Origin of the sequence: Streptomyces sp. NBC_01166 (assembly GCF_045039765.1) — a bacterium.
GTDB lineage: Bacteria > Actinomycetota > Actinomycetes > Streptomycetales > Streptomycetaceae > Streptomyces.
On record NZ_CP108613.1, the window covers coordinates 6,053,449 to 6,076,514 of the forward strand.

Below are 23,066 nucleotides of genomic sequence, written 5' to 3' on the forward strand. Positions count from 1 at the left end.
CCGCCCGCCCGGGCGGTGCCATCGACACCAGAGGTCCGGCGGTCCCATGCCACCCACTCTCGCCTCCCTCGTCCAGCACTCGGCGCTCAAGCTCACCGTCCGGGCCGGCGCCGACCGGCTCGCCACCCCCGTGCGCTGGGCGCACGCGAGCGAGCTGGCCGACCCCGTCCCGTACATGGACGGCGGCGAGCTGCTCCTCGTCACCGCGACCAACCTCGACGCCCGGGACCCGGGGACGATGCGCCGGTACGTACAGCGGCTGGCCGGTGCGGGGATCGCGGGCCTCGGTTTCGCCGTGGGGGTCACCTACGACGAGATTCCGCCGGCGCTCGTGGACGCCGCCGAGGAAGCCGGGCTGCCGCTCCTGGAGGTCCCCCGGCGCACACCGTTCCTCGCCATCAGCAAGGCGGTGTCCGCCGCGATCGCCGCGGACCAGTACCGGTCGGTCACCGCCGGCTTCGACGCCCAGCGGGAACTGACCCGGGCCGCGGTCGCCGGGGACGGACCCGCGGAACTGCTCACCCGCCTCGCCGCGCACGTCGACGGGTGGGCCGCCCTGTACGACTCCTCGGGCGCCGTCGTCGCCGCCGCGCCCGACTGGGCGGCACGCCGTGCCGCCCGGCTCACCCCCGAGGTGGAGCGGCTGAGGGACCGCCCCGCCCCGGCCAGCGTGGTCGTCGGCGACAGCGAGAGCGACGACCGGGTCGAGCTCCAGTCCCTGGGCGCCGGCCGCCGGAACCGCGGTGCGCTGGCCGTCGGGACGGGGGCGGCGCTCGGCACGGCCGAGCGCTACGCGGTGCACTCCGCGGTCGCCCTGCTGACCCTGACCACGGCCCGCTCACGCGCGCTCCAGGGCGCGGAACAGCGCCTCGGCGCCGCGATCCTGCGCATGCTGCTGGCGGGGGAGCCGGACCACGCCCGGGCCGTCGCCGGGGACCTCTACGGCGGGCTGCTCGACGCACCCTTCCGGCTCCTGATCGCGGAGTCGCAGGCGCCCGCCGGGACGGATCTGCTCGCCGAGGCGATGGAGGCCGCCGCCTCCCGGTCCGGCGAGAACCTCCTGATGGTGCCCGAAGGGGAACGCCTCGTGGTGCTGGCCGCGGACGGCGGCGCGGCTGTCGAAGCCGGCGCGGCCCACGCCAGGGCCGCGGACGACCCGCCGGTGCGCGAACCGGGCGCCGACGACACAGACGTGGTCGTCGGCATGTCCGCCCCCTCCGGCCCGATCGCCGTCTCCGCCGCGTACAAACAGGCCGAACAGGCGCTCTCGGTCGCCCGCCGCCGCGGCAGGACCATGGTCGAGCACGAGGAGCTCGCGGCCGGCTCCGTCCTGCCGCTCCTCGCCGACGACGCCGTACGGGCCTTCGCCGACGGGATGCTCCGGCCGCTGCAGGAACACGACGCGAAGGGCCGCGGCGACCTGGTCGCCTCCCTTCGCGCCTGGCTCTCCCGGCACGGCCAGTGGGACGCCGCCGCCGCCGACCTGGGCGTCCACCGCCACACCCTGCGCTACCGCATGCGCCGGGTGGAGGAGATCCTGGGCCGCTCGCTCGACGACCCGGACGTCCGGATGGAGCTCTGGCTGGCCCTCAAGGCGACAGCCGCCTCCTCGGGGACGCATTAACTCCGCCCGGCTACGACAAACCGGCGTAGCGGCCCTCCGCTCCACTCCACAGCGGACAAGCCTCATCCGCCCCTGACCGCCCTACGGTGGGGCCGACGGGTGCCCTCGTGGCACCCGGCGATCGTCGTTCACCACCCCGAAGGGCCGGTACCGCCATGACTTCCACCCATGCCTTCTGGCTGGCCGGCCGCCAGGCCACCGGCGAGGACAGCTTCGACGTCACCAACCCCTGGGACGGCCGTCTCGTCGGCACGGTCGCCGTGCCGACCGACGCCCAGGTCGAGGAGGCCGTCGCCGCCGCGTACGCCGTGCGCGAGGAGTTCGCCGCGACTCCGGCGCACGTACGGGCCGCCGCCCTCGACCACGTCGTACGCCGCCTCACCGAGCGCACCGAGGAGATCGCCCAGCTGATCTCCGCCGAGAACGGCAAGCCGATCAAGTGGGCCCGCGGCGAGGTCGGCCGCGCCGTCTCCGTCTTCCGGTTCGCCGCCGAGGAGGCGCGCCGCTTCAACGGCGGCGACGCCCAGCGGCTGGACACGGACGCCGGCGGGACCGGCCGTCTCGGACTCACCCGGCGCTTCCCGCGCGGCCTCGTCCTCGGCATCGCGCCCTTCAACTTCCCGCTCAACCTCAGCGCCCACAAGGTCGCCCCGGCCATCGCCGTCGGAGCGCCGATCATCCTCAAGCCGGCCCCGGCCACCCCGATCTCGTCCCTGATCCTGGGCGAGCTGCTGGCCGAGACGGACCTCCCCGCAGGGTCCTGGTCCGTGCTGACCGTGCCGAACGACAAGATGCCCGCCCTGGTCCAGGACGAGCGGCTGCCGGTGATCTCCTTCACCGGATCCGGCCCGGTCGGCTACGCGATCATGGAGTCGGTGCCGCGCAAGCACTGCACCCTGGAGCTGGGCGGCAACGGTGCGGCCGTCGTCCTCGGCGACTGGTCCTCCGAGGAGGACCTGGACCACGCCGCGAGCCGCATCGCGACCTTCTCCAACTACCAGGGCGGCCAGTCCTGCATCTCGGTGCAGCGCGTCATCGCCGACGCCACCGTGTACGACCGGCTCGTCCCGAAGATCGTCGCGGCCGTCGAGGCCCTGGTGACCGGCGACCCCTCCGACGCGGCCACCGACGTCGGCCCGCTCGTCAGCGAGGACGCCGCCCTCCGTGTCGAGTCCTGGGTCGACGAGGCCGTGACCGCCGGCGCCACGCTGCTGACCGGCGGCAAGCGCGACGGCGCCACCTACGCCCCGACGGTCCTCACCGACCTTCCGGACACCACGACGATCGCCTGCGAGGAGGTTTTCGGCCCGGTGCTGTACATCCGGAGGACCGAGGGCGAGGCCGAGGCCTTCGCCGCCGTCAACGCCTCCAAGTACGGGCTGCAGGCGGGCGTCTTCACCCACGACCTGCAGACCGCCTTCCGGGCCCACCGTGCCCTGGAGGTGGGCGGTGTGGTCATCGGCGACGTGCCCTCCTACCGCGCCGACCAGATGCCGTACGGCGGCGCCAAGCAGTCCGGAGTGGGCCGCGAGGGCGTGCGCTACGCCATGGACGACTACACCTACGAGCGGGTGCTGGTGCTCACTGGCCTGGCCCTGTAGCCCGGACCCCCGCGACGAACGGCCGGAGCCCGCTGTGCGGGGGCTCCGGCCGTTCCGCGTGCCACCCGACGCCCCTCGCAGGGTGGTGGGGCCGACGCAGATCGGGTAGATACGGACGAGTGGTACCGATCGGCACGCGTACGGCCCGACCCATATCCCGACTCGCGGCGAGGTGAGCTCCTCATGTCCGCCCCATCCGACATCCCCCAGGCCCCCAAAGTCACCGAGCGCGAAGCGCGGCAGGTGGCCGAGGCCGCCCGTGAACAGGACTGGCGCAAGCCGAGCTTCGCCAAGGAACTCTTCCTCGGACGCTTCCGGCTGGACCTGATCCACCCCCACCCCCTGCCGGCCCCGGACGACGTGCGGCGCGGCGAGGCCTTCCTCGCCCGGCTGCGCGAGTTCTGCGAGCACCACGTCGACGGCGCCCTCATCGAGCGCGAGGCCAGGATCCCCGACGAGGTCATCAACGGCCTCAAGGAGCTCGGCGCCCTCGGCATGAAGATCGAGACCAAGTACGGCGGTCTCGGACTGACCCAGGTCTACTACAACAAGGCGCTCGCGCTGGCCGGTTCGGCGAGCCCGTCGATCGGTGCGCTGCTCTCGGCCCACCAGTCGATCGGCGTACCGCAGCCGCTGAAGATGTTCGGCACGCAGGAGCAGAAGGACGCCTTCCTGCCCCGCCTCGCGCGGACCGACATCTCCGCCTTCCTCCTCACCGAACCCGACGTCGGCTCCGACCCGGCACGGCTCGCGACCGCGGCGGTGCCCGAGGGCGACGACTACGTCCTGGACGGTGTGAAGCTCTGGACGACCAACGGCGTCGTCGCCGACCTGCTCGTCGTCATGGCCCGGGTCCCCGAGTCCGAGGGCCACAAGGGCGGCATCACCGCCTTCGTCGTCGAGGCCGACTCCCCGGGCATCACCGTGGAGCACCGCAACGCCTTCATGGGACTGCGCGGCATCGAGAACGGCGTCACCCGCTTCCATCAGGTCCGGGTCCCCGCGGCGAACCGGATCGGCCCCGAGGGCGCAGGGCTCAAGATCGCCCTCACCACGCTCAACACCGGCCGCCTCTCGCTGCCCGCCATGTGCGTCGGAGTCGGCAAGTGGTCCCTGAAGATCGCCCGGGAGTGGTCCGCGGTCCGCGAGCAGTGGGGCAGGCCCGTCGCCCGGCACGAGGCGGTGGGCGCGAAGATCTCCTTCATCGCCGCCACCACCTTCGCCCTCGAAGCGGTAGTGGACCTCTCCTCGCAGATGGCCGACGAGAGCCGCAACGACATCCGCATCGAGGCCGCACTGGCCAAGCTGTACGGCTCCGAGATGGGCTGGCTGATCTCCGACGAGCTCGTCCAGATCCGCGGCGGACGCGGCTTCGAGACCGCGGCCTCGCTCGCGGCCCGCGGCGAACGCGCCGTACCCGCCGAGCAGATGCTCCGCGACATGCGGATCAACCGGATCTTCGAGGGCTCCACGGAGATCATGCACCTGCTGATCGCCCGCGAGGCCGTCGACGCCCACCTCAAGGTCGCCGGCGACATCATCGACCCCGACAAGCCGCTCTCCGACAAGGCGAAGGCGGGCGCCAACGCCGCCGGGTTCTACGCACGCTGGCTCCCCAAGCTGGTCAGCGGGCCCGGTCAGCTGCCCAACGCCTACGGGGAGTTCCGCGTCCCCGGGCACCCCGACCTCTCCGCGCACCTGCGGTACGTCGAGCGCTCGTCCCGCAAGCTCGCCCGCTCCACCTTCTACGCGATGTCCCGCTGGCAGGGACGGATGGAGACCAAGCAGGGCTTCCTCGGCAGGATCGTCGACATCGGCGCCGAACTCTTCGCGATGAGCGCCGCCTGTGTCCGCGCCGAGCACCTGCGGGCCGACGACGACCACGGCCGTGAGGCGTACCAGCTCGCCGACGTGTTCTGCCGGCAGGCCCGTATCCGGGTGGAGGAGCTCTTCAACCGGCTGTGGTCCAACACCGACGACATCGACAGGCGTGTCGTCGACGGAGTCCTCTCCGGGACCTACACCTGGCTGGAGGAGGGGGTCATCGACCCCAGCGGCGACGGCCCCTGGATCGCCGACGCCACCCCTGGCCCGGCCACCGGGGAGAACGTCCACCGCCCCATCCGCTGAACCCGGCACACCCGCGGGGCGCGTCCACTGCCTGGACGCGCCCCGCGGGTACGCCCGCCGCACGGCAAAATGGACGCCCGTGACCGTCATCGACATCCCCGGCTCCAAGTCCGTCACCGCCCGCGCCCTCTTCCTGGCCGCCGCCGCGGACGGCACCACCACCCTCCTGCGACCCCTGCACTCGGACGACACCGAGGGATTCACCGAGGGACTGACCCGCCTCGGATACGGGGTCACCCGCGAGCCGGACCGATGGCACATCGAGGGGCGCCCCTCGGGGCCCGCCGCGACGGACGCCGAGGTCCACTGCCGCGACGGGGCGACCACGGCGCGGTTCCTGCCGACGCTCGCCGCCGCCGCGGCCTCCGGCACCTACCGCTTCGACGCCTCCGCGCAGATGCGACGCCGTCCCCTCGCGCCCCTCACGCAGGCCCTCCGCGCCCTCGGCGTCGACCTGCGCCACGGAGGAGCGGAGGGCCACCACCCGCTCACCATCGAGGCATCCGGCGTCAAGGGCGGCGAACTGACCCTCGACGCGGGGGAGTCGTCCCAGTACCTCACCGCGCTGCTCATGCTCGGCCCGCTCACCACCGAGGGCCTCCGGATCGACGTCACGGAGCTCGTCTCGGCGCCGTACATCGAGATCACCCTCGCGATGATGCGCAGCTTCGGTGTCGAGGTCGTCCGGGAGGGGAACACGTTCACCGTTCCTCCCGGGGGCTACCGCGCGACCACCTACGCCGTCGAGCCCGACGCGTCCACCGCCTCGTACTTCTTCGCCGCGGCGGCCCTCACCGGCCGTGAGGTCACCGTCCCCGGCCTCGGAACCGGCGCGCTCCAGGGCGACCTGCGCTTCACCGACGTGCTCCGCCGCATGGGAGCCGAGGTCACGACCACCGCGGAGGGCACGACCGTACGGTCCTCCGGGCGGCTCTCCGGCCTGACGGTCAACATGCGCGACATCTCGGACACCATGCCGACCCTCGCCGCGATCGCGCCGTTCGCCGGTTCGCCCGTACGGATCGAGGACGTCGCCAACACCCGGGTGAAGGAGTGCGACCGGCTGGAGGCGTGCGCCGAGAACCTTAGGAACATGGGCATCACCGTCCACACCGGGCCCGACTGGATCGAGATCCACCCCGGCACCCCCCGCCCCACCGAGATCGTCACCCACGGCGACCACCGCATCGTGATGTCGTTCGCCGTCGCCGGACTGCGCACGCCCGGAATCAGCTACGACGACCCCGGCTGCGTACGGAAGACGTTCCCCGGGTTCCACGAGGAGTTCGCTGACTTCGTGGCGAGGACCGCGCGGCCGTAATCGCGGTGCGCCCCGGTGCGGGGCGGTCTACGGTCACCCGCATGATGACCCGGAACGACGCCCTGGCCGTCCTCGCCCTGCTGCGCGAAGCGGGCACCGACGTGGTGGTCGCCGGAGGCTGGGGCATCGACGCCCTGCTCGGCGAGGAGACCCGCGAGCACCGCGATCTCGACCTCCTGCACCGCCGTGAGGAGGAGGCCGCCGTCGTGGCCGCCCTGGAGTCCGCCGGATACACCGAGACACTGGACTGGCGCCCCGCCCGCTTCGTGCTCAGCCACCCGTCAGGGCTCGAGATCGACCTGCACCCGCTGGAGTTCGCCGCCGACGGGTCCGCCGTCCAGTCCTCGCTCGACCCCGCGGAGCCCTTCCGCTACCCGGCCGCCTGCTTCGTCACGGGCACCATCGGCACGACCACCGTCCGCTGCATCTCGGCCGAGCAGCAGGCCCTGTTCCACCAGGGCTACGAGCCGGCCGGGCACGATGTGGCGGACATGCGGCGGCTGGGGGAGAAGTTCGGCATCGATACGCACTTCTGACCTCACGATGCCGCACAATCGAGCCTCGGCCGCGATCGGGCACGGGTACCGGCGCGTCAACAGGAGACAGGGGCGGGGATGTTCGGGGTGTACGGGGCGGGCGGCCGGCGGGGTGCCGTGGCGGCGGGATGCGCGGTGGTGGCCCTCCTGGGGCTCACCGGATGCGGTGGCGGGGGCGACGGCGACGGCAAGGGCGGCGCCGCGAGGAGCCCCGCCCCCTCGCGCACGGCGGCGACGGACGAAGGGCTCACCGAGGCGCAGCTCACCGCCGCCGCGTTCACCGACGGGGAGCGGGCCGGCGGCCTCACCGCGTCCGAGTACACCCTGGACGGGCCGCTCGGGGACTCCTACACCGCCGACCCCGCCGCCTGCCAGCCGCTCGTCAGCCTCGCCGGTGACGTCAGCGACTACGAACCCGTCGCCCAGGTCCAGCGCAAGGCCGACAAGCCCGAGGAGATGCTCGGGGTCACCGTCGACGTGACCCTGCGCTCGTACGGCAACGGCGAGGCCGCGAAGGTCATGGAGTCGCTGGACAGGGCCGGCCGGGAGTGCGCCGGGGGCCTCACCGAGGAACGGGCGGTCGCGCGCGCCGCCTACGAGAAGGTCGAACCCGCCGCGCTGCCCGCCTTCGCGGAGGAGGCCGACGAGGCGAAGGCCTACCGCTTCACCGTCCTCGACGTGAAGGGGAAGCTGAAACTGTACGAGTACCTCACGGTCCTGCGCTCCGGCTCCACCACGCTCGCCTTCCGCGCCGAGATCCTGGGCACCCAGGACATCGGCGGGGTCCCGGAAGACGTCATGGCCGCCCAGTGGAAGAAATTCCGTGCCGCGCGGGCCTGAGGCGCGCGCCGACGGGGGCGCGCTGTCACGACGCACAGCGGATGCGGCAACAATGGGGGCCATGAGCGACAGCCCCGCACCCCTCGCCGATCCGCATCTCGTCTTCGACGCGGCGGAAGGCCGCCGGGATCTGGTGATCCTCGGCTCCACCGGGTCCATCGGTACCCAGGCCATCGACCTGGTCCTGCGCAACCCCGCCCGGTTCCGCGTCACCGCGCTCTCCGCCGCGGGCGGCAGGGTCCGGCTCCTCGCCGAGCAGGCGCGACAGCTCCGCGTACGTACGGTCGCGGTGGCCGACGGGGACAAGGTGCCGGCGCTCCGCGAGGCCCTGGGTGAGGTCTACGGGGCAGGGGAGCCGCTCCCGGAGGTCCTGGCAGGCCCCGACGCCGCCACGGAACTCGCGGCGAGCGAATGCCACACCGTGCTGAACGGGATCACCGGCTCGATCGGTCTCGCCCCCACGCTCGCCGCGCTGAAGGCGGGCCGCACACTCGCCCTGGCGAACAAGGAGTCGCTGATCGTCGGCGGGCCGCTGGTGAAGGCCCTGGCGGCCCCCGGCCAGATCATCCCGGTCGACTCCGAGCACGCCGCGCTCTTCCAGGCCCTCGCCGCGGGGAAGCGGGCCGACGTCCGCAAGCTCGTCGTGACCGCGTCCGGCGGCCCGTTCCGCGGGCGTACACGCGCGGAGCTGGCCGATGTCACGCGCGAGCAGGCCCTGGCGCACCCGACCTGGGCCATGGGCCCGGTCATCACGGTCAACTCCGCGACCCTGGTGAACAAGGGCCTGGAGGTCATCGAGGCCCACCTCCTCTACGACATCCCGTTCGACCGGATCGAGGTCGTGGTCCACCCTCAGTCGTACGTTCACTCGATGGTGGAGTTCACCGACGGCTCCACCCTCGCGCAGGCGACCCCACCCGACATGAGTGGCCCCATCGCCATCGGTCTCGGCTGGCCCGAGCGGGTCCCGGACGCCGCCCCCGCCTTCGACTGGACGAAGGCCTCCAGCTGGGAGTTCTTCCCGCTCGACACGGAGGCGTTCCCGTCCGTCGGGCTCGCCCGGCACGTGGGGACCCTGGGCGGCACGGCCCCCGCGGTCTTCAACGCGGCCAACGAGGAGTGCGTGGAGGCGTTCCTGGCGGGACGGCTCCCCTTCAACGGCATCATGGATACGGTCACAGCGGTGGTGGCCGAACACGGCACCCCCGTACGGGGAACTTCACTGACGGTCGCGGACGTCCTCGAAGCGGAGACCTGGGCCCGGTCCAGGGCCCGCGAACTCTCGGCGGAAGCGACAGCGGAGGCGCACGCATGAGCATGACGACGATCCTGATGACGATTCTCGGTATCGCCATCTTCGCCGTGGGTCTGCTGTTCTCGATCGCCTGGCACGAACTGGGCCACCTGTCGACGGCCAAGCTCTTCGGCATCAGGGTGCCGCAGTACATGGTCGGATTCGGGCCGACCATCTGGTCGCGCAAGAAGGGCGACACCGAGTACGGCATCAAGGCCATTCCCGCGGGCGGATACATCCGCATGATCGGCATGTTCCCCCCGGGGCCCGACGGCCGGATCGAAGCGCGCTCCACCTCGCCGTGGCGCGGCATGATCGAGGACGCCAGGTCCGCCGCCTTCGAGGAGCTCGAGCCGGGCGACGATACGCGTCTCTTCTACACGCGCAAGCCGTGGAAGCGCGTGATCGTGATGTTCGCCGGACCCTTCATGAACCTGGTCCTGGCCGTCGCGATCTTCATGGGCGTGGCCATGACCTTCGGCTTCCAGACCCAGACCACCGAGGTCGCGGGCGTCCAGCAGTGTGTGATCGACCAGAGCGAGGACCGCGACGCCTGCAAGGCGTCCGACCCGGTCTCGCCCGCCAAGGCGGCGGGCCTGGAGGAGGGCGACACGATCGTCGCCTTCAACGGCCAGAAGATCGACGACTGGGCCACCCTCTCGGACAAGATCCGGCAGACGATCGGCCCCGCCACCATCACCGTGCAGCGCGACGGCCAGGAACAGACCCTGAACGCCGTGCTCGAGGAGAACGCCGTCGCCAAGAAGGACGCCGACGGCGAGGTCGTGCCCGGAGAGTTCATCGAGGCCGGCTACCTCGGCTTCGCCGCGAAGACGGAGATCCTGCCGCTCTCCTTCGGCGACTCGGTCGTCCGCATGGGCGACATGATCGAGAACGGCGTCGATTCGATCATCGCCCTGCCCTCCAAGATCCCCGACCTGTGGAACGCGGCGTTCAGCGACGGCGAGCGCGCCGACGACTCACCGGTCGGCGTGGTCGGCGCGGCCAGGATCGGCGGCGAGGTGATGAACCTCGACGTCCCGGCCCAGAACCAGATCGCGATGATGCTGTTCCTGCTGGCCGGCTTCAACCTCTCGCTCTTCCTCTTCAACATGCTGCCCCTGCTCCCGCTGGACGGCGGGCACATCGCGGGCGCCCTCTGGGAAGCCCTGCGCCGAAATGTGGCCAAGGTCTTCAAGCGGCCCGACCCCGGTCCGTTCGACGTGGCGAAGCTCATGCCGGTCGCCTACGTGGTCGCCGGGATCTTCATCTGCTTCACGCTGCTGGTGCTGGTCGCCGACATCGTGAACCCCGTGAAGATCACCTGACGTCCCACCTGTCACATGGGTGACGGCCGGCCACACAGGTGGTGTCCGGCCGCCACCCATCGGGCGGTTCGACGGCACGGGTGCGCCCCGTTCTCCTCCGGTGCCGTAACCTCGAAGCCTGGAGCCCGCCGTTCTCGGGACCTCGATCCACACCGATCCACACCTTGGGGATGCTCAGCGCATGACTGCGATTTCTCTCGGAATGCCGGACGTTCCGACCAAGCTCGCCGACCGGCGGGTCAGCCGCCAGATCCAGGTCGGGTCGGTGGCGGTCGGCGGGGACGCACCGGTGTCGGTGCAGTCGATGACGACGACGCGTACGTCGGACATCGGTGCGACGTTGCAGCAGATCGCGGAGCTGACGGCTTCGGGCTGTCAGATCGTGCGGGTGGCGTGTCCCACGCAGGATGACGCGGACGCGTTGGCGACGATCGCGAGGAAGTCGCAGATCCCGGTGATCGCGGACATCCACTTCCAGCCGAAGTACGTGTTCGCGGCGATCGACGCGGGCTGTGCGGCGGTCCGGGTGAATCCGGGCAATATCAAGCAGTTCGACGACAAGGTCAAGGAGATCGCGAAGGCGGCGGGGGACGCGGGGACTCCGATCCGTATCGGGGTGAACGCGGGTTCGCTGGACGCGCGGCTGCTGAAGAAGTACGGCAGGGCGACGCCGGAGGCTCTGGTGGAGTCGGCGCTGTGGGAGGCGTCGCTCTTCGAGGAGCACGGTTTCCGGGACATCAAGATCTCGGTGAAGCACAACGACCCGGTCGTGATGGTGAACGCGTACCGTCAGCTGGCTGCGCAGTCGGACTATCCGTTGCACCTGGGTGTGACGGAGGCGGGTCCGGCGTTCCAGGGGACGATCAAGTCGGCGGTGGCGTTCGGGGCGCTGCTTTCGGAGGGGATCGGGGACACGATCCGGGTCTCGTTGTCGGCGCCGCCGGCGGAGGAGGTCAAGGTCGGTCTGCAGATCCTGGAGGCGCTGAATCTGAAGCAGCGCCGGCTGGAGATCGTGTCGTGTCCGTCGTGCGGGCGTGCGCAGGTGGATGTGTACAAGCTCGCGGATCAGGTCAGTGCGGGTCTGGAGGGCATGGAGGTCCCGCTGCGTGTCGCGGTGATGGGCTGTGTCGTGAACGGTCCGGGTGAGGCCCGTGAGGCCGATCTGGGTGTGGCGTCGGGCAACGGCAAGGGTCAGATCTTCGTGAAGGGCGAGGTCATCAAGACCGTGCCCGAGTCGAAGATCGTGGAGACCCTCATCGAGGAAGCCATGAAGATCGCGGAGCAGATGGAGAAGGACGGCATCGCCTCGGGCGAACCCCAGGTCTCCATCGCCGGCTGACCTCCCGTCGCTCCGTGCCCCGCAGGCCGTGCCCTGCGGGGCACAGCCATGTCCTGCGCCCATCGGCCTTCCCCACCTGGGGCGCACCCCACAGCCTTGTTGGGTACAGTGCGGACATCAGTAGACCGTTTGGTGAGGCCCCAGTGTTGACGCAGACCACTACCCGGGTCCTCGACCCCGGCGAGCTCCCCGCCGCGCTCGCCATCCTCGAGAGCGAACCCGTGGACAACGCGTTCGTCACCTCCCGCGTCCAGGTCGCCGGGCTCGATCCATGGCGTCTCGGCGGCGAGATGTGGGGCTGGTACGCCGACGGCCGGCTGCGCTCGCTCTGCTACTCCGGGGCCAACCTCGTGCCCATCTGCGCCACCCCCGAGGCCGTCAGGGCCTTCGCCGACCGTGCCCGTCGGGCCGGCCGCCGCTGCTCCTCGATCGTCGGCCCGGCCGGCCCCACGGCCCAGCTGTGGCGCCTCCTCGAACCGAGCTGGGGCCCCGCCCGTGAGGTCCGGCCCAACCAGCCCCTCATGGTGACCGACCGCCCCTCGGCCGAGGTGGCGCCCGACCCGCTCGTGCGCAGGGTCCGCAAGGAGGAGATGGACGTCCTCATGCCGGCCTGCGTGGCCATGTTCACCGAGGAGGTCGGCGTCTCCCCGCTGGCCGGCGACGGTGGGCTCCTCTACCAGGCCCGGGTCGCCGAACTGATCACCACCCGCCGGTCCTTCGCACGGATAGAGGACGGCAAGGTCCTCTTCAAGGCGGAGATCGGCGCGGCCACCCCCCACGCCTGCCAGATCCAGGGCGTCTGGGTCGCCCCCGAGGCCCGCGGCCGGGGACTCTCCGAAACGGGCATGGCGGCCGTCCTGCGCTACGCGCTCAGTGATGTGGCCCCCGTCGTCAGCCTGTACGTGAACGACTACAACACCGCCGCGCGCAGGGCCTACAGCCGTGTCGGCTTCCGCGAGACAGGCGCCTTCATGAGCGTGCTGTTCTGACCGGACGGTAAGGCCAGTAGGGTTCCCGCATGGCAGCAGCAATCCCCGCGTCCCCCCGGGGCTCCGGGAACCCTGACATCGTGGTCGGACCGCTCGACCTCGCCGACCGCGTCGACGAGGCACTCACCGTGCAGGCTCTCGCCTTCGGCCTGACCCAGGACGAGATCGACGTACGCCGCCATATCGTGCTGCGGCACCTCGACCATCCGCAGGCACGCGCCCTCGGCGCCACCGCCGCCGACGGACGGCTCGTCGGATTCGTCTACGGGCTGCCGAACAACCGGACGCACTGGTGGTCGACCATCGTGGAACCGTATCTGCGCGCCACCGGATCCGAGAGCTGGCTCGACGACTCCTTCGTGATCACCGAGCTCCACGTCCACCCGGAGTTCCAGCAGCGCGGCATCGGCCGGAGCCTGATCACCACCATCACGGACGCCGTCGACCTGCCCCGTTCCATCCTCTCCGCGATCGACACCGAGAGCCCCGCCCGCGGCCTCTACCGCGCCCTGGGCTACCAGGACCTGGCCCGGCAGGTGCTCTTCCCCAGCGCGCCCAAGCCGTACGCGGTGATGGGCGCGCCCCTCCCGCTGCTCCGCGGCTAGGACCGGCCGCCGCCCCCATGTGCCGGCCGGTCCGAGGAATGGATTTCCGCCCGCGCGGGCCCCCCGGCTAACCTCGGGCTCACCACCCTTCCGAGCAGGAGTTCATCATGGCCCAGGTCCAGCGCATGTCCCGATTGATGATCAAGACACTGCGCGACGACCCGGCGGACGCCGAGACGCTCAACCACAAGCTCCTCGTCCGCGCCGGTTACGTGCGCCGCACCGCGGCCGGCATCTGGTCCTGGCTGCCGCTCGGCAAGAAGGTCCTCGAGAACATCACCCGCGTCGTCCGCGAGGAGATGGACGCCATCGGCGGCCAGGAGGTCCTGCTCCCCGCGCTGCTCCCCAAGGAGGCGTACGAGGCGAGCGGCCGGTACGACGAGTACGGCGACCTGCTGTTCAGGCTGAAGGACCGCAAGGGCGCCGACTACCTCCTCGGCCCGACCCACGAGGAGATCTTCACCCAGGTCGTCAAGGACATGTGCTCGTCCTACAAGGACCTGCCCGTGATCCTGTACCAGATCCAGACCAAGTACCGCGACGAGGCCCGTCCCCGCGCCGGTGTGCTGCGCGGCCGCGAGTTCCAGATGAAGGACTCGTACTCCTTCGACACCACCGACGAGGGCCTGGCCGAGGCGTACCAGCTGCACCGCGCCGCGTACATCCGGATCTTCGAGCGCCTCGGCCTCGACCACCGCATCGTCTCCGCCGTCTCCGGCGCCATGGGCGGCTCCGCCTCCGAGGAGTTCCTCGCCCCCGCGCCCGCCGGCGAGGACACCTTCGTCGACTGCCCGAACTGCGACTACGCCGCCAACACCGAGGCCGTGACCTTCAAGGCCACCGCCGCCGACGCCTCGGCGACCGGCCCGGTCGAGGAGCTGGACACCCCCGACACCCCGACCATCGAGACCCTCGCCGCCCACCTCGGCGTCGAGGCCTCCGCCACCCTGAAGAACCTCCTGGTCAAGGTCGACGGCGAGATCGTGGCCGTGGGTGTGCCCGGTGACCGCGAGGTCGACCTCGGCAAGCTCGGTGAGCACCTCGCCCCCGCCGTCGTCGAGCTCGTCACCGCCGAGGACTTCGTGGGCCGCCCCGACCTGGTGCGCGGCTATGTCGGCCCGCAGGGCCTGGAGAAGGTCCGCTACATCGCCGACCCCCGCGTCGCCGCCGGCACCGCCTGGATCACGGGTGCCAACAAGGAGGGCAAGCACGCGAGGAACGTCGTCGCGGGCCGCGACTTCGAGGTCGACGACTACCTCGACGTCGTCGTCGTCGAGGCGGGCGACCCCTGCCCCAAGTGCGGCACCGGCCTCCAGGTGGACCGCGCCATCGAGATCGGCCACATCTTCCAGCTCGGCCGCAAGTACGCCGACATCTTCTCCCTCGACGTCCTCGGCCAGCAGGGCAAGCCGGTCCGCGTCACGATGGGCTCGTACGGCATCGGCGTCTCCCGCGCGGTGGCCGCCCTGGCCGAGCAGACCGCCGACGACAAGGGGCTGTGCTGGCCCCGCGAGATCGCCCCGGCCGACGTGCACGTCGTCGCCGCCGGCAAGGCGCTCCAGACCGAGCTCGCCCTCGACGTCTCCGAGAAGCTCAACGCCGCGGGCCTGCGCGTCCTGGTCGACGACCGTCCCGGCGTCTCGCCGGGCGTGAAGTTCACCGACTCCGAGCTCATCGGCGTCCCGAAGATCCTTGTCGCCGGCCGCCGTTCGGCCGAGGGCGTCCTGGAGCTGAAGGACCGTCGCACGGGCGAGCGCGAGGAGCTCACCGTCGACGAGGCGATCGCCCGCCTGACCGACCAGGGCTGACCCGGCAGGCAACGGAGAGGGCCCCGCGCACCGCGCGGGGCCCTCTCCCATGTGTGAGGCCGGCTGGGGCCTTCCGTCCGACGGGAGGCCCTACAGCCAGGCCGCGAACTCCAGTGACATCTCGCCGTCCTGCGTGCGTCCCGCCGCCAGCGCGCGCGTGCCGGACTCGACGGCCCGGAACAGCGTCCAGCCGCGCAGCCGCGCCTGGTCGACCTCCAGCGATTCGGCGAGCTTCTTGACCCTGCGGCGGGCGGTCACCGCACCGCCGGGCGAGGCGATCAGGTCCTCCACCCGGTCACGCGCCAGCCGCGCCAGGTCGTACGCACGCTCGCCGGTCAGCGGCTCGGGGCCGACCGCCAGCCACGGGGCACGCTCGCCGGCCAGGACCTTGCTCTGCCGGAAGTTGCCGTGCAGAAGGAAGGTCTCCGGGGAGTCCTGGACGAGCTCGTCGCGGGCCGCGAGGGCCGCCGAGACCAGCGGTTCGAGCGCGGGATCCTGCGAGGCGTCGGCCCGCATGGGTCCCACCTGCCGGGCGGTGCGCTCCTCGACGGTCTCGAAGGCGTGGCCGGCCGGCGGCTCGACCCACAGCCGGCGCACCGTGCCCGCGGCCTCCAGCAGCGCCTTCGCCTCGGGCAGGGAGCGCAGGGACACCTCGTGGTGCAGTCGCTCCAGCAGGAGGGCGTCCTCGGGCCCAGCCGTGTCCGGAGTGGCGAGGAGCTCGACGGTTCCCCAGCCGTGCCAGTGCGCGAGAGCGGCGCTCTCCTGCGCGGGAGCGGCCCCGGGAGGCGCGATCTTCAGCACGGCCGGGGTGCCGTCGCCCCGGTGCACCAGGAGGACGAGAGCGCTCCGCCCGCCGGGGGCGCAGACCCGGTCGAGGGAGACCGAGTGCGCGGACAGCGCGTCGTCGGTGAGTGCGGGGAGCCGCCCGAGCCACTCGGCGGCGGCCGCGTCCCCGTACGTCTCGCCGAGCGCTCGCACCAGACGCTGCGGCGGTTCGAAACCCATACGTGCCTTGTTCCCTTTCAGAGCGTGCTCAGTTGCTCAGTGCGTGACGCCCGTGGCCCCTGCCTCCGCCGTGTTCTCCGGCGGAGCGGCCTTCTCGGTGAGCCCAGGAAAGGCTACGCCGGTGCCGCGCCAGCGCACCGCACGCACAGCGGCCTCCCGGAGCGCGCCCGCCGCGTCCTGCCGCAGCGGCCCCCGGGCAGCCCGCACGAGATCGGAGTACACGCCCGCCACCCGGTCCTCCAGCACGGCGGCGAGCCGTGTCGCGGTCGCGGGGTCCCGCACCGCGAAGGGCAGCGTGTACGCCGCGTGCGCCGCCACGGGCGTCCCGCCCAGGTCGCGCACCGTGCGGGTGAGCGCGTCCCGGCGGGCCCGGTGGGCGTCGCAGGCCGCCGTGGCGTCGTTGCGGCGGCCGCCCTCCAGCCGGCCGCCCAGCGCCCCGTACCCGTACACGGCGGCGTGCTCGGCGGCGAGTGCGGCCTGGGCGGCGCGCAGCGTGCCCTCCGTGTCGTCCGTTCCGGCCTCCTGCGTCATGCCGTTCATGCCGGGGGCTCCTTGGCCAGTTCGGTCAGCAGATACGCGTGGGCGGCGCCGGCCGCGGCGATCGAGGCCAGCAGCCTGGCCAGTTCCGGTTCGGCGGTCAGCAGGGCCGCGGCGCGGCCGTCGGCCACCCTGCGCTCCTCGCCCGCCAGCTCCCTCAGGGCCGCACGCGCGTCGGTGGCGGCCGCCGGCGGGGCGGGGGCGGGGGAGGCGCTCGTGGCCTTCGGCGGCCCGCCCAGGGCCGCGAGGTGCTCCCGCACCGCGGCCCCCATCGGCGCGAGCCCGGGCTCCGTCACCGGGTGGGCGGCCGCGAGCTGTTCGTAACGGGAGAGCAGCGAGGCACTGTCACGGGCCGCCGACGCACGCAGCGCGGTGCCCGCCCGGAGCGAGGCGGCCCTGGCGTCCGCGCCCCCGGAGGCACTCGGCGTCTCCGAACCGTCCCCGCAGCCTGTCAGCACCGCACTCAGGGCCAGGGCACCCGTAGCGGTGAGCGCACTCCTGCGCGTCGTCCCCGTGCGGTGCACTTGTCTCCTTCAGCCTGGTTTTTGACAGTTTCTGACCTGAAGTGATCACCGGACGTGAGCGTACCCGCGGCCGGACGGGAGGCGGACGGCAACACCCCTGCGGACCGGATACCCTTTGACCTGACACGCGACGATCCCCACAACAGCACACGCGGCCGAGGAGTCACCCGGATGAGCACCACCCAGAGCGACAGGCTGCGCGAACTGCTGGAGCCGCTCGTCAGCGCCAAGGAGCTCGACCTCGAGGAGATCGAGGTGTCCCAGGCGGGCCGCCGCCGGGTGCTGCGGGTCATCGTGGATTCCGAGGACGGCGTGGAGCTCGACACCTGCGCGGAACTCAGCCGCGGCATCTCCCAGAAGCTGGACGAGACCGACGCCATGGGTGAGGGCGAGTACGTCCTCGAAGTGAGCTCTCCGGGCGCCGACCGCCCGTTGACCGAGCACCGCCACTACGTACGTGCCACGGGCCGGCTGGCCAGGCTCACCCTGAGTGAGGGCGGCGAGCTGGTGGCCCGCATCCTCGGGGTGGACGACGAGGGACTCGATCTGGAAGTACCGGGCGTCAAGGGCCGCAAGCCCACGTCGCGCCGTGTCACCTTCGACGAGATCGCCAAGGCGCGCGTGGAGATCGAATTCAACCGCAAGGACAAGAAGGAAGAGGAGGCGTAGCCGTGGACATCGATGTGAAGCTTCTGAAGGGCTTGGCGCAGGACAAGGAGATCCCCTTCGACGTGCTCGTCGGGGCGATCGAGTCGGCCCTCCTCATCGCGTACCACCGCACCGACGGCAGCCACCGCCGTGCGCGCGTCGAGCTGGACGCCGGCGGCCATGTCACGGTGTGGGCGAAGGACGACCCGGCCGAGCTCGAGGAGGGCCAGGAGCCCAAGGAGTTCGACGACACGCCGTCCGGTTTCGGCCGCATCGCCGCGACCACCGCCAAGCAGGTCATCCTGCAGCGGCTGCGCGACGCCGAGGACGACAGGACGTTCGGGGAGTACGCGGGCCACGAGGGTGACGTCGTCACGGGCCTGGTCCAGCAGGGCAAGGACCCGAAGAACGTCCTGGTCGACATCGGCAAGCTGGAAGCGATCCTGCCGGTCCAGGAGCAGGTCCCGGGTGAGGAGTACACCCACGGCCTGCGGCTCCGTACGTACGTCGTGCGGGTGGCCAAGGGTGTGCGCGGCCCGTCCGTGACGCTCTCGCGCACCCACCCGAACCTGGTGAAGAAGCTCTTCGCGCTGGAGGTTCCGGAGATCGCGGACGGCTCGGTCGTCATCGAGGCCATCGCCCGCGAGGCGGGCCACCGCACCAAGATCGCCGTACGCTCCACCCGGGCCGGCCTCAACCCGAAGGGTGCCTGCATCGGCCCGATGGGCAGCCGTGTGCGCAACGTCATGGCCGAGCTGCACGGCGAGAAGATCGACATCGTGGACTGGTCGGACGACCCCGCCGAGATGGTCGCCAACGCGCTGTCACCCGCACGGGTGAGCAAGGTCGAGGTCGTGGACCTCGGGACGCGCTCCGCCCGGGTGACCGTGCCGGACTACCAGCTGTCGCTGGCGATCGGCAAGGAGGGGCAGAACGCCCGCCTGGCCGCCCGTCTCACCGGCTGGCGTATCGACATCCGCCCGGACACCGAGACCGACGAGGAGCGCGACGTCGCGGACCGTGAGCGCGCCGAGCGCGCCCGGGAGCGTTCCGAGCGCGGCTGACCCACGGGCCCCCGCCCGGGGCCTGCCCGGGCGGGCCCGCACGGGCCCCTGGGCAGCCATCGGACGGTCTCCGGACGGTCTCCGAAGGAATAGATCGAGGCGCCAGGCCGCTGAGATCACGACAACATCCGTTCGATTTTTGCCCCCAAGGGGTGAGGTCGATGCGGGGAGGTAGACTTAAACGTGTCTGGCCGGACGCACGCCCGCGCTTGCCCCGAGCGAACCTGTGTGGGATGCCGGGAGCGAGCGGCCAAGAGCGAGCTGCTGCGCATCGTGGTGGACGAGGGAGAAGTTGTCCCTGATCCACGCGGTACGCTGCCCGGCCGGGGTGCGTACGTACACCCCGCCTCTGTCTGTCTCGACCTGGCGGTCCGCCGCCGGGCATTCCCCCGGGCCTTCAAGGCCAAGGGGCCGTTCGACTCCGCGGCACTGCAGCGGTTCGTCGAGCGGGTGACACCGTAAGAAAGTGAACGGCACGGGTCCCCGTGCGGTCAGGTACCTCGCGAGTTGGAAGTAGGTCGAGATTGCGATGAGCACTCGATGAGTACGCGATGAGTACGCCCATGAAGTAGCGACGGTCCGGCGGTAACCCGGACCTAAAAGGAGCGAAGTGGCTAAGGTCCGGGTATACGAACTCGCCAAGGAGTTCGGGGTGGAGAGCAAGGTCGTCATGGCCAAGCTCCAAGAACTCGGTGAATTCGTCCGTTCGGCGTCCTCGACTATCGAGGCGCCGGTCGTACGCAAGTTGACTGACGCACTGCAGGGTCCCGGTGGCAACGCCGGCAAGTCCGCTGCAAAGCCTGGCGCGCCCCGCAAGGCCGCCCCCTCGAAGCCCGCAGCGCCCTCCCCGGCCGCTGCGGCACGTCCCGCTGCCCCGAAGCCCGGCGCCCCGGCCCCCAAGCCGGCCGCCGCGGAGACTCCGGCGAGCAGCACCCCCACGGCGCCCTCCGCGCCGTCTGCGGGCCCCCGTCCGGGCCCCAAGCCCGCGCCGAAGCCCGCCCCGGTCACCCCGGTGCCCGCCGCGGAGTTTTCGGCACCGGCTCCGGCCCAGCAGCCGGCCGCGCCGCAGCAGGCCCCGCGTCCCGCGGGTGCCACCCCCGGTCCCCGTCCCGCCCGTCCGGCTCCGGCCGGCGGTCAGCGTGACGGTGGCCGCGACGGTGGTCAGCGTGACGGCGGTCGTGGTGGCGAGCGTGGCGGCGACCGCCCCGCGCGTCCCGCAGGCCAGGGCGCCCCGCGCCCCGGCGGCGCCCGTCCGGCCGGTCCCCGTCCGGGCAACAACCCCTTCACCTCCGGCGGTTCCACCGGCATGGCGCGCCCCCAGGCGCCCCGTCCCGGCGGTGCCCCGCGCCCCGGCGGCGGTCAGGAGCGCCCCGGCGCCCCGCGCCCCCAGGGTGGTCCCGGCGGCGCCCCGCGCCCCCAGGGTCAGGGTGGCGCACGTCCCTCTCCGGGCGGCATGCCCCGTCCGCAGGCTCCCCGTCCGGGCGGTGCCCCCTCGGGTAACCGTCCGAACCCCGGCATGATGCCGCAGCGTCCCGCTGCGGGCCCGCGTCCCGGCGGTGGCCCCGGCGGCGGCCGTGGTCCCGGTGGCGGCGCCGGTCGCCCGGGTGGTGGCGGCGGTCGTCCCGGTGGCGGCGGCTTCGCAGGCCGTCCGGCCGGTCCCGGTGGCGGTGGCGGCGGCTTCGCCGGCCGTCCCGGCGGTCCCGGTGGTGGCGGCGCAGGCCGTCCCGGTGGTGGCGGCGGCTTCGGCGGTCGTCCCGGCTTCGGTGGACGTCCCGGCGGCCCGGGTGCCCGTGGTGGCACACAGGGCGCGTTCGGCCGTCCCGGTGGTCCCGCGCGTCGTGGCCGCAAGTCGAAGCGTCAGAGGCGCCAGGAGTACGAGGCCATGCAGGCCCCGTCGGTGGGCGGCGTCATGCTGCCTCGCGGCAACGGGCAGGCTGTCCGGCTGTCGCGCGGCGCGTCCCTGACCGACTTCGCGGAGAAGATCAACGCCAACCCGGCGTCGCTCGTCGCCGTGATGATGAACCTCGGCGAGATGGTCACCGCCACGCAGTCCGTCTCCGACGAGACGCTGAGGCTCCTCGCGGACGAGATGAACTACGTCCTCGAGATCGTCAGCCCGGAGGAGGAGGACCGCGAGCTGCTCGAGTCCTTCGACATCGAGTTCGGTGAGGACGAGGGCGGCGAAGAGGCCCTGGTCTCCCGTCCGCCGGTCGTGACCGTCATGGGTCACGTCGACCACGGTAAGACCCGGCTGCTGGACGCGATCCGCAAGACGAACGTCGTCGCGGGCGAGGCCGGCGGTATCACGCAGCACATCGGTGCGTACCAGGTCTCCTCCGAGGTCAACGGCGAGGACCGCCGTATCACCTTCATCGACACCCCGGGTCACGAGGCGTTCACCGCCATGCGTGCACGTGGTGCGAAGTCGACCGACATCGCGATCCTCGTGGTGGCGGCGAACGACGGTGTGATGCCCCAGACGATCGAGGCGCTGAACCACGCCAAGGCGGCCGAGGTGCCGATCGTGGTCGCGGTCAACAAGATCGACGTCGAGGGTGCCGACCCGACCAAGGTGCGCGGTCAGCTCACCGAGTTCGGTCTGGTGGCCGAGGAGTACGGCGGCGACACGATGTTCGTCGACATCTCCGCCAAGCAGAGCCTCAACATCGAGGCACTGCTGGAGGCCGTCGTCCTCACCGCCGACGCCTCGCTCGACCTGCGGGCCAACCCGGAGCAGGACGCGCAGGGTATTGCGATCGAGTCCCACCTCGACCGCGGCCGCGGTGCCGTCTCGACCGTCCTCGTCCAGCGCGGAACGCTGCGCATCGGCGACACGATGGTCGTCGGCGACGCGTACGGCCGTGTCCGGGCGATGCTCGACGACAACGGCAACAACGTCCAGGAAGCGGGTCCCTCGACCCCCGTCCTGGTCCTGGGTCTCACCAACGTCCCGGGTGCCGGCGACAACTTCCTGGTCGTCGACGAGGACCGCACGGCGCGTCAGATCGCCGAGAAGCGGGCCGCCCGCGAGCGCAACGCCAACTTCGCCCGCAAGGGTGTCCGGTTCTCCCTGGAGAACCTGGACGAGGCGCTCAAGGCCGGTCTGGTCCAGGAGCTCAACCTCATCATCAAGGGCGACGCGTCCGGTTCGGTGGAGGCTCTCGAGTCCTCGCTGCTCCAGCTCGACGTCGGTGAAGAGGTCGACATCCGGGTCCTGCACCGCGGTGTGGGTGCGGTCACCGAGTCGGACATCAACCTGGCGACCGGCTCCGACGCCATCGTGATCGGCTTCAACGTGCGCGCCGCAGGGCGTGCCGAGCAGATGGCCGAGCGCGAGGGCGTGGACGTCCGGTACTACTCGGTCATCTACCAGGCGATCGAAGAGATCGAAGCGGCCCTCAAGGGCATGCTCAAGCCGGAGTACGAAGAGGTCGAGCTCGGTACGGCGGAGATCCGCGAGATCTTCCGCTCGTCCAAGCTGGGCAACATCGCCGGTGTGCTGGTCCGCTCCGGCGAGGTCAAGCGCAACACCAAGGCGCGCCTGCTGCGTGATGGCAAGGTCATCGCGGAGAACCTCAACATCTCCGGTCTGCGCCGCTTCAAGGACGACGTCACCGAGATCCGCGAAGGCTTCGAGGGCGGTATCAACCTCGGAAACTTCAACGACATCAAGATCGACGACGTCATCGCGACGTACGAGATGCGCGAGAAGCCGCGAGGCTGATCCACGGGGAACCCCGGGGGGTGACCCCCGGGCTCTCCTGCACGGTCGGGGCCGGTCGACGGGTCGTATTTCCGTCGATCGGCCCCGGCCGTTGCGTGTACGGTTCGGATGTTCCCGCCGGGTGAAGGCGGGGCGTGGCTGTGCCAGTC

The 23,066-nt window shown here is 71.7% G+C and carries 19 protein-coding genes; 16 read left to right on the forward strand and 3 right to left on the reverse strand.

The window, feature by feature from the left end; genetic code table 11:
* The first annotated feature begins 46 nt into the window (after nucleotides 1-46).
* From OG379_RS28015 to OG379_RS28070, 12 genes are all read left to right on the forward strand, one after another.
* A complete protein-coding gene (locus OG379_RS28015) occupies nucleotides 47-1,624 on the forward strand; it encodes a PucR family transcriptional regulator (protein WP_405665749.1) in 1,578 nt (525 codons plus the stop codon).
* Nucleotides 1,625-1,779: 155 nt separating this feature from the next.
* Entirely contained in the window at nucleotides 1,780-3,225 is a 1,446-nt protein-coding gene (locus OG379_RS28020) for an aldehyde dehydrogenase family protein (protein WP_405665750.1), read from the forward strand.
* Between the two features lie 183 nt (nucleotides 3,226-3,408).
* Nucleotides 3,409-5,355: an acyl-CoA dehydrogenase family protein gene (locus OG379_RS28025; protein ID WP_405665751.1), complete on the forward strand. Its 1,947-nt coding sequence runs from the start codon at nucleotides 3,409-3,411 to the stop codon at nucleotides 5,353-5,355.
* A gap of 79 nt (nucleotides 5,356-5,434) precedes the next feature.
* Complete coding sequence (gene aroA, locus OG379_RS28030; protein ID WP_405665752.1) at nucleotides 5,435-6,676, forward strand: 3-phosphoshikimate 1-carboxyvinyltransferase; 1,242 nt, start codon at nucleotides 5,435-5,437, stop codon at nucleotides 6,674-6,676.
* A gap of 41 nt (nucleotides 6,677-6,717) precedes the next feature.
* On the forward strand, nucleotides 6,718-7,212 hold the full coding sequence (locus OG379_RS28035; protein WP_393764004.1) for a nucleotidyltransferase domain-containing protein: 495 nt from the start codon (nucleotides 6,718-6,720) through the stop codon (nucleotides 7,210-7,212).
* A gap of 78 nt (nucleotides 7,213-7,290) precedes the next feature.
* Nucleotides 7,291-8,052 carry a hypothetical protein gene (locus tag OG379_RS28040; protein WP_405665753.1) on the forward strand — a complete coding sequence of 254 codons (762 nt, stop codon included), beginning with the start codon at nucleotides 7,291-7,293 and terminating at the stop codon, nucleotides 8,050-8,052.
* Nucleotides 8,053-8,113: 61 nt separating this feature from the next.
* On the forward strand, nucleotides 8,114-9,367 hold the full coding sequence (gene dxr, locus OG379_RS28045) for a 1-deoxy-D-xylulose-5-phosphate reductoisomerase (protein ID WP_405665754.1): 1,254 nt from the start codon (nucleotides 8,114-8,116) through the stop codon (nucleotides 9,365-9,367).
* Entirely contained in the window at nucleotides 9,364-10,674 is a 1,311-nt protein-coding gene (locus OG379_RS28050) for a M50 family metallopeptidase (RefSeq protein WP_405665755.1), read from the forward strand. The genes dxr and OG379_RS28050 overlap by 4 nt, the downstream gene beginning before the upstream one ends.
* A 181-nt stretch (nucleotides 10,675-10,855) precedes the next feature.
* A complete protein-coding gene (ispG, locus tag OG379_RS28055) occupies nucleotides 10,856-12,013 on the forward strand; it encodes a flavodoxin-dependent (E)-4-hydroxy-3-methylbut-2-enyl-diphosphate synthase (RefSeq protein ID WP_405665756.1) in 1,158 nt (385 codons plus the stop codon).
* A 143-nt stretch (nucleotides 12,014-12,156) separates the two neighbouring features.
* Nucleotides 12,157-13,002 carry a GNAT family N-acetyltransferase gene (locus tag OG379_RS28060; protein ID WP_393764015.1) on the forward strand — a complete coding sequence of 282 codons (846 nt, stop codon included), beginning with the start codon at nucleotides 12,157-12,159 and terminating at the stop codon, nucleotides 13,000-13,002.
* A gap of 29 nt (nucleotides 13,003-13,031) precedes the next feature.
* On the forward strand, nucleotides 13,032-13,607 hold the full coding sequence (locus OG379_RS28065) for a GNAT family N-acetyltransferase (RefSeq protein WP_393764020.1): 576 nt from the start codon (nucleotides 13,032-13,034) through the stop codon (nucleotides 13,605-13,607).
* A 107-nt stretch (nucleotides 13,608-13,714) separates the two neighbouring features.
* Nucleotides 13,715-15,415 (forward strand): proline--tRNA ligase, encoded by a 1,701-nt coding sequence (locus OG379_RS28070; protein WP_405665757.1) that lies wholly within the window; start codon nucleotides 13,715-13,717, stop codon nucleotides 15,413-15,415.
* Between the two features lie 90 nt (nucleotides 15,416-15,505).
* Here OG379_RS28070 and OG379_RS28075 read toward each other — a convergent pair whose 3' ends face one another.
* Genes OG379_RS28075 through OG379_RS28085 form a run of 3 tightly spaced genes read right to left on the reverse strand, consistent with a single transcriptional unit; the run spans nucleotide 15,506 to nucleotide 17,481 of the window.
* The gene (locus OG379_RS28075; RefSeq protein ID WP_405665759.1) at nucleotides 15,506-16,420 is read right to left on the reverse strand and encodes an aminoglycoside phosphotransferase family protein; all 915 of its coding nucleotides are present in this window, start codon (nucleotides 16,418-16,420) and stop codon (nucleotides 15,506-15,508) included.
* 36 nt (nucleotides 16,421-16,456) lie between these two features.
* On the reverse strand, nucleotides 16,457-16,951 hold the full coding sequence (locus OG379_RS28080) for a ferritin-like domain-containing protein (RefSeq protein ID WP_405668679.1): 495 nt from the start codon (nucleotides 16,949-16,951) through the stop codon (nucleotides 16,457-16,459).
* A gap of 5 nt (nucleotides 16,952-16,956) precedes the next feature.
* Nucleotides 16,957-17,481, reverse strand: coding sequence for a hypothetical protein (locus OG379_RS28085; RefSeq protein ID WP_405665760.1), 525 nt, complete (start codon nucleotides 17,479-17,481; stop codon nucleotides 16,957-16,959).
* 171 nt (nucleotides 17,482-17,652) lie between these two features.
* Here OG379_RS28085 and rimP point away from each other — a divergent pair, with 171 nt between their 5' ends.
* The 4 genes from rimP (at nucleotide 17,653) to infB (ending at nucleotide 22,917) form a co-directional block, all read left to right on the forward strand.
* Nucleotides 17,653-18,150 carry a ribosome maturation factor RimP gene (rimP, locus tag OG379_RS28090; RefSeq protein ID WP_104789488.1) on the forward strand — a complete coding sequence of 166 codons (498 nt, stop codon included), beginning with the start codon at nucleotides 17,653-17,655 and terminating at the stop codon, nucleotides 18,148-18,150.
* A 2-nt stretch (nucleotides 18,151-18,152) separates the two neighbouring features.
* Complete coding sequence (gene nusA, locus OG379_RS28095) at nucleotides 18,153-19,193, forward strand: transcription termination factor NusA (protein ID WP_362937801.1); 1,041 nt, start codon at nucleotides 18,153-18,155, stop codon at nucleotides 19,191-19,193.
* 183 nt (nucleotides 19,194-19,376) lie between these two features.
* Entirely contained in the window at nucleotides 19,377-19,655 is a 279-nt protein-coding gene (locus OG379_RS28100; RefSeq protein ID WP_014153747.1) for a YlxR family protein, read from the forward strand.
* 148 nt (nucleotides 19,656-19,803) lie between these two features.
* On the forward strand, nucleotides 19,804-22,917 hold the full coding sequence (gene infB / locus OG379_RS28105) for a translation initiation factor IF-2 (RefSeq protein WP_405665763.1): 3,114 nt from the start codon (nucleotides 19,804-19,806) through the stop codon (nucleotides 22,915-22,917).
* Nucleotides 22,918-23,066 lie beyond the last annotated feature (149 nt).

Coding starts and splice junctions, on each gene's coding strand:
- OG379_RS28015 (WP_405665749.1), top strand. CDS start 47: ATGCCACCCACTCTCGCCTCCCTCGTCCAGCACTCGGCGCTCAAGCTC.
- OG379_RS28020 (WP_405665750.1), top strand. CDS start 1,780: ATGACTTCCACCCATGCCTTCTGGCTGGCCGGCCGCCAGGCCACCGGC.
- OG379_RS28025 (WP_405665751.1), top strand. CDS start 3,409: ATGTCCGCCCCATCCGACATCCCCCAGGCCCCCAAAGTCACCGAGCGC.
- OG379_RS28035 (WP_393764004.1), top strand. CDS start 6,718: ATGATGACCCGGAACGACGCCCTGGCCGTCCTCGCCCTGCTGCGCGAA.
- OG379_RS28040 (WP_405665753.1), top strand. CDS start 7,291: ATGTTCGGGGTGTACGGGGCGGGCGGCCGGCGGGGTGCCGTGGCGGCG.
- dxr (WP_405665754.1), top strand. CDS start 8,114: ATGAGCGACAGCCCCGCACCCCTCGCCGATCCGCATCTCGTCTTCGAC.
- OG379_RS28050 (WP_405665755.1), top strand. CDS start 9,364: ATGAGCATGACGACGATCCTGATGACGATTCTCGGTATCGCCATCTTC.
- ispG (WP_405665756.1), top strand. CDS start 10,856: ATGACTGCGATTTCTCTCGGAATGCCGGACGTTCCGACCAAGCTCGCC.
- OG379_RS28065 (WP_393764020.1), top strand. CDS start 13,032: ATGGCAGCAGCAATCCCCGCGTCCCCCCGGGGCTCCGGGAACCCTGAC.
- OG379_RS28070 (WP_405665757.1), top strand. CDS start 13,715: ATGGCCCAGGTCCAGCGCATGTCCCGATTGATGATCAAGACACTGCGC.
- OG379_RS28075 (WP_405665759.1), bottom strand. CDS start 16,420: ATGGGTTTCGAACCGCCGCAGCGTCTGGTGCGAGCGCTCGGCGAGACG.
- OG379_RS28080 (WP_405668679.1), bottom strand. CDS start 16,951: ATGACGCAGGAGGCCGGAACGGACGACACGGAGGGCACGCTGCGCGCC.
- rimP (WP_104789488.1), top strand. CDS start 17,653: ATGAGCACCACCCAGAGCGACAGGCTGCGCGAACTGCTGGAGCCGCTC.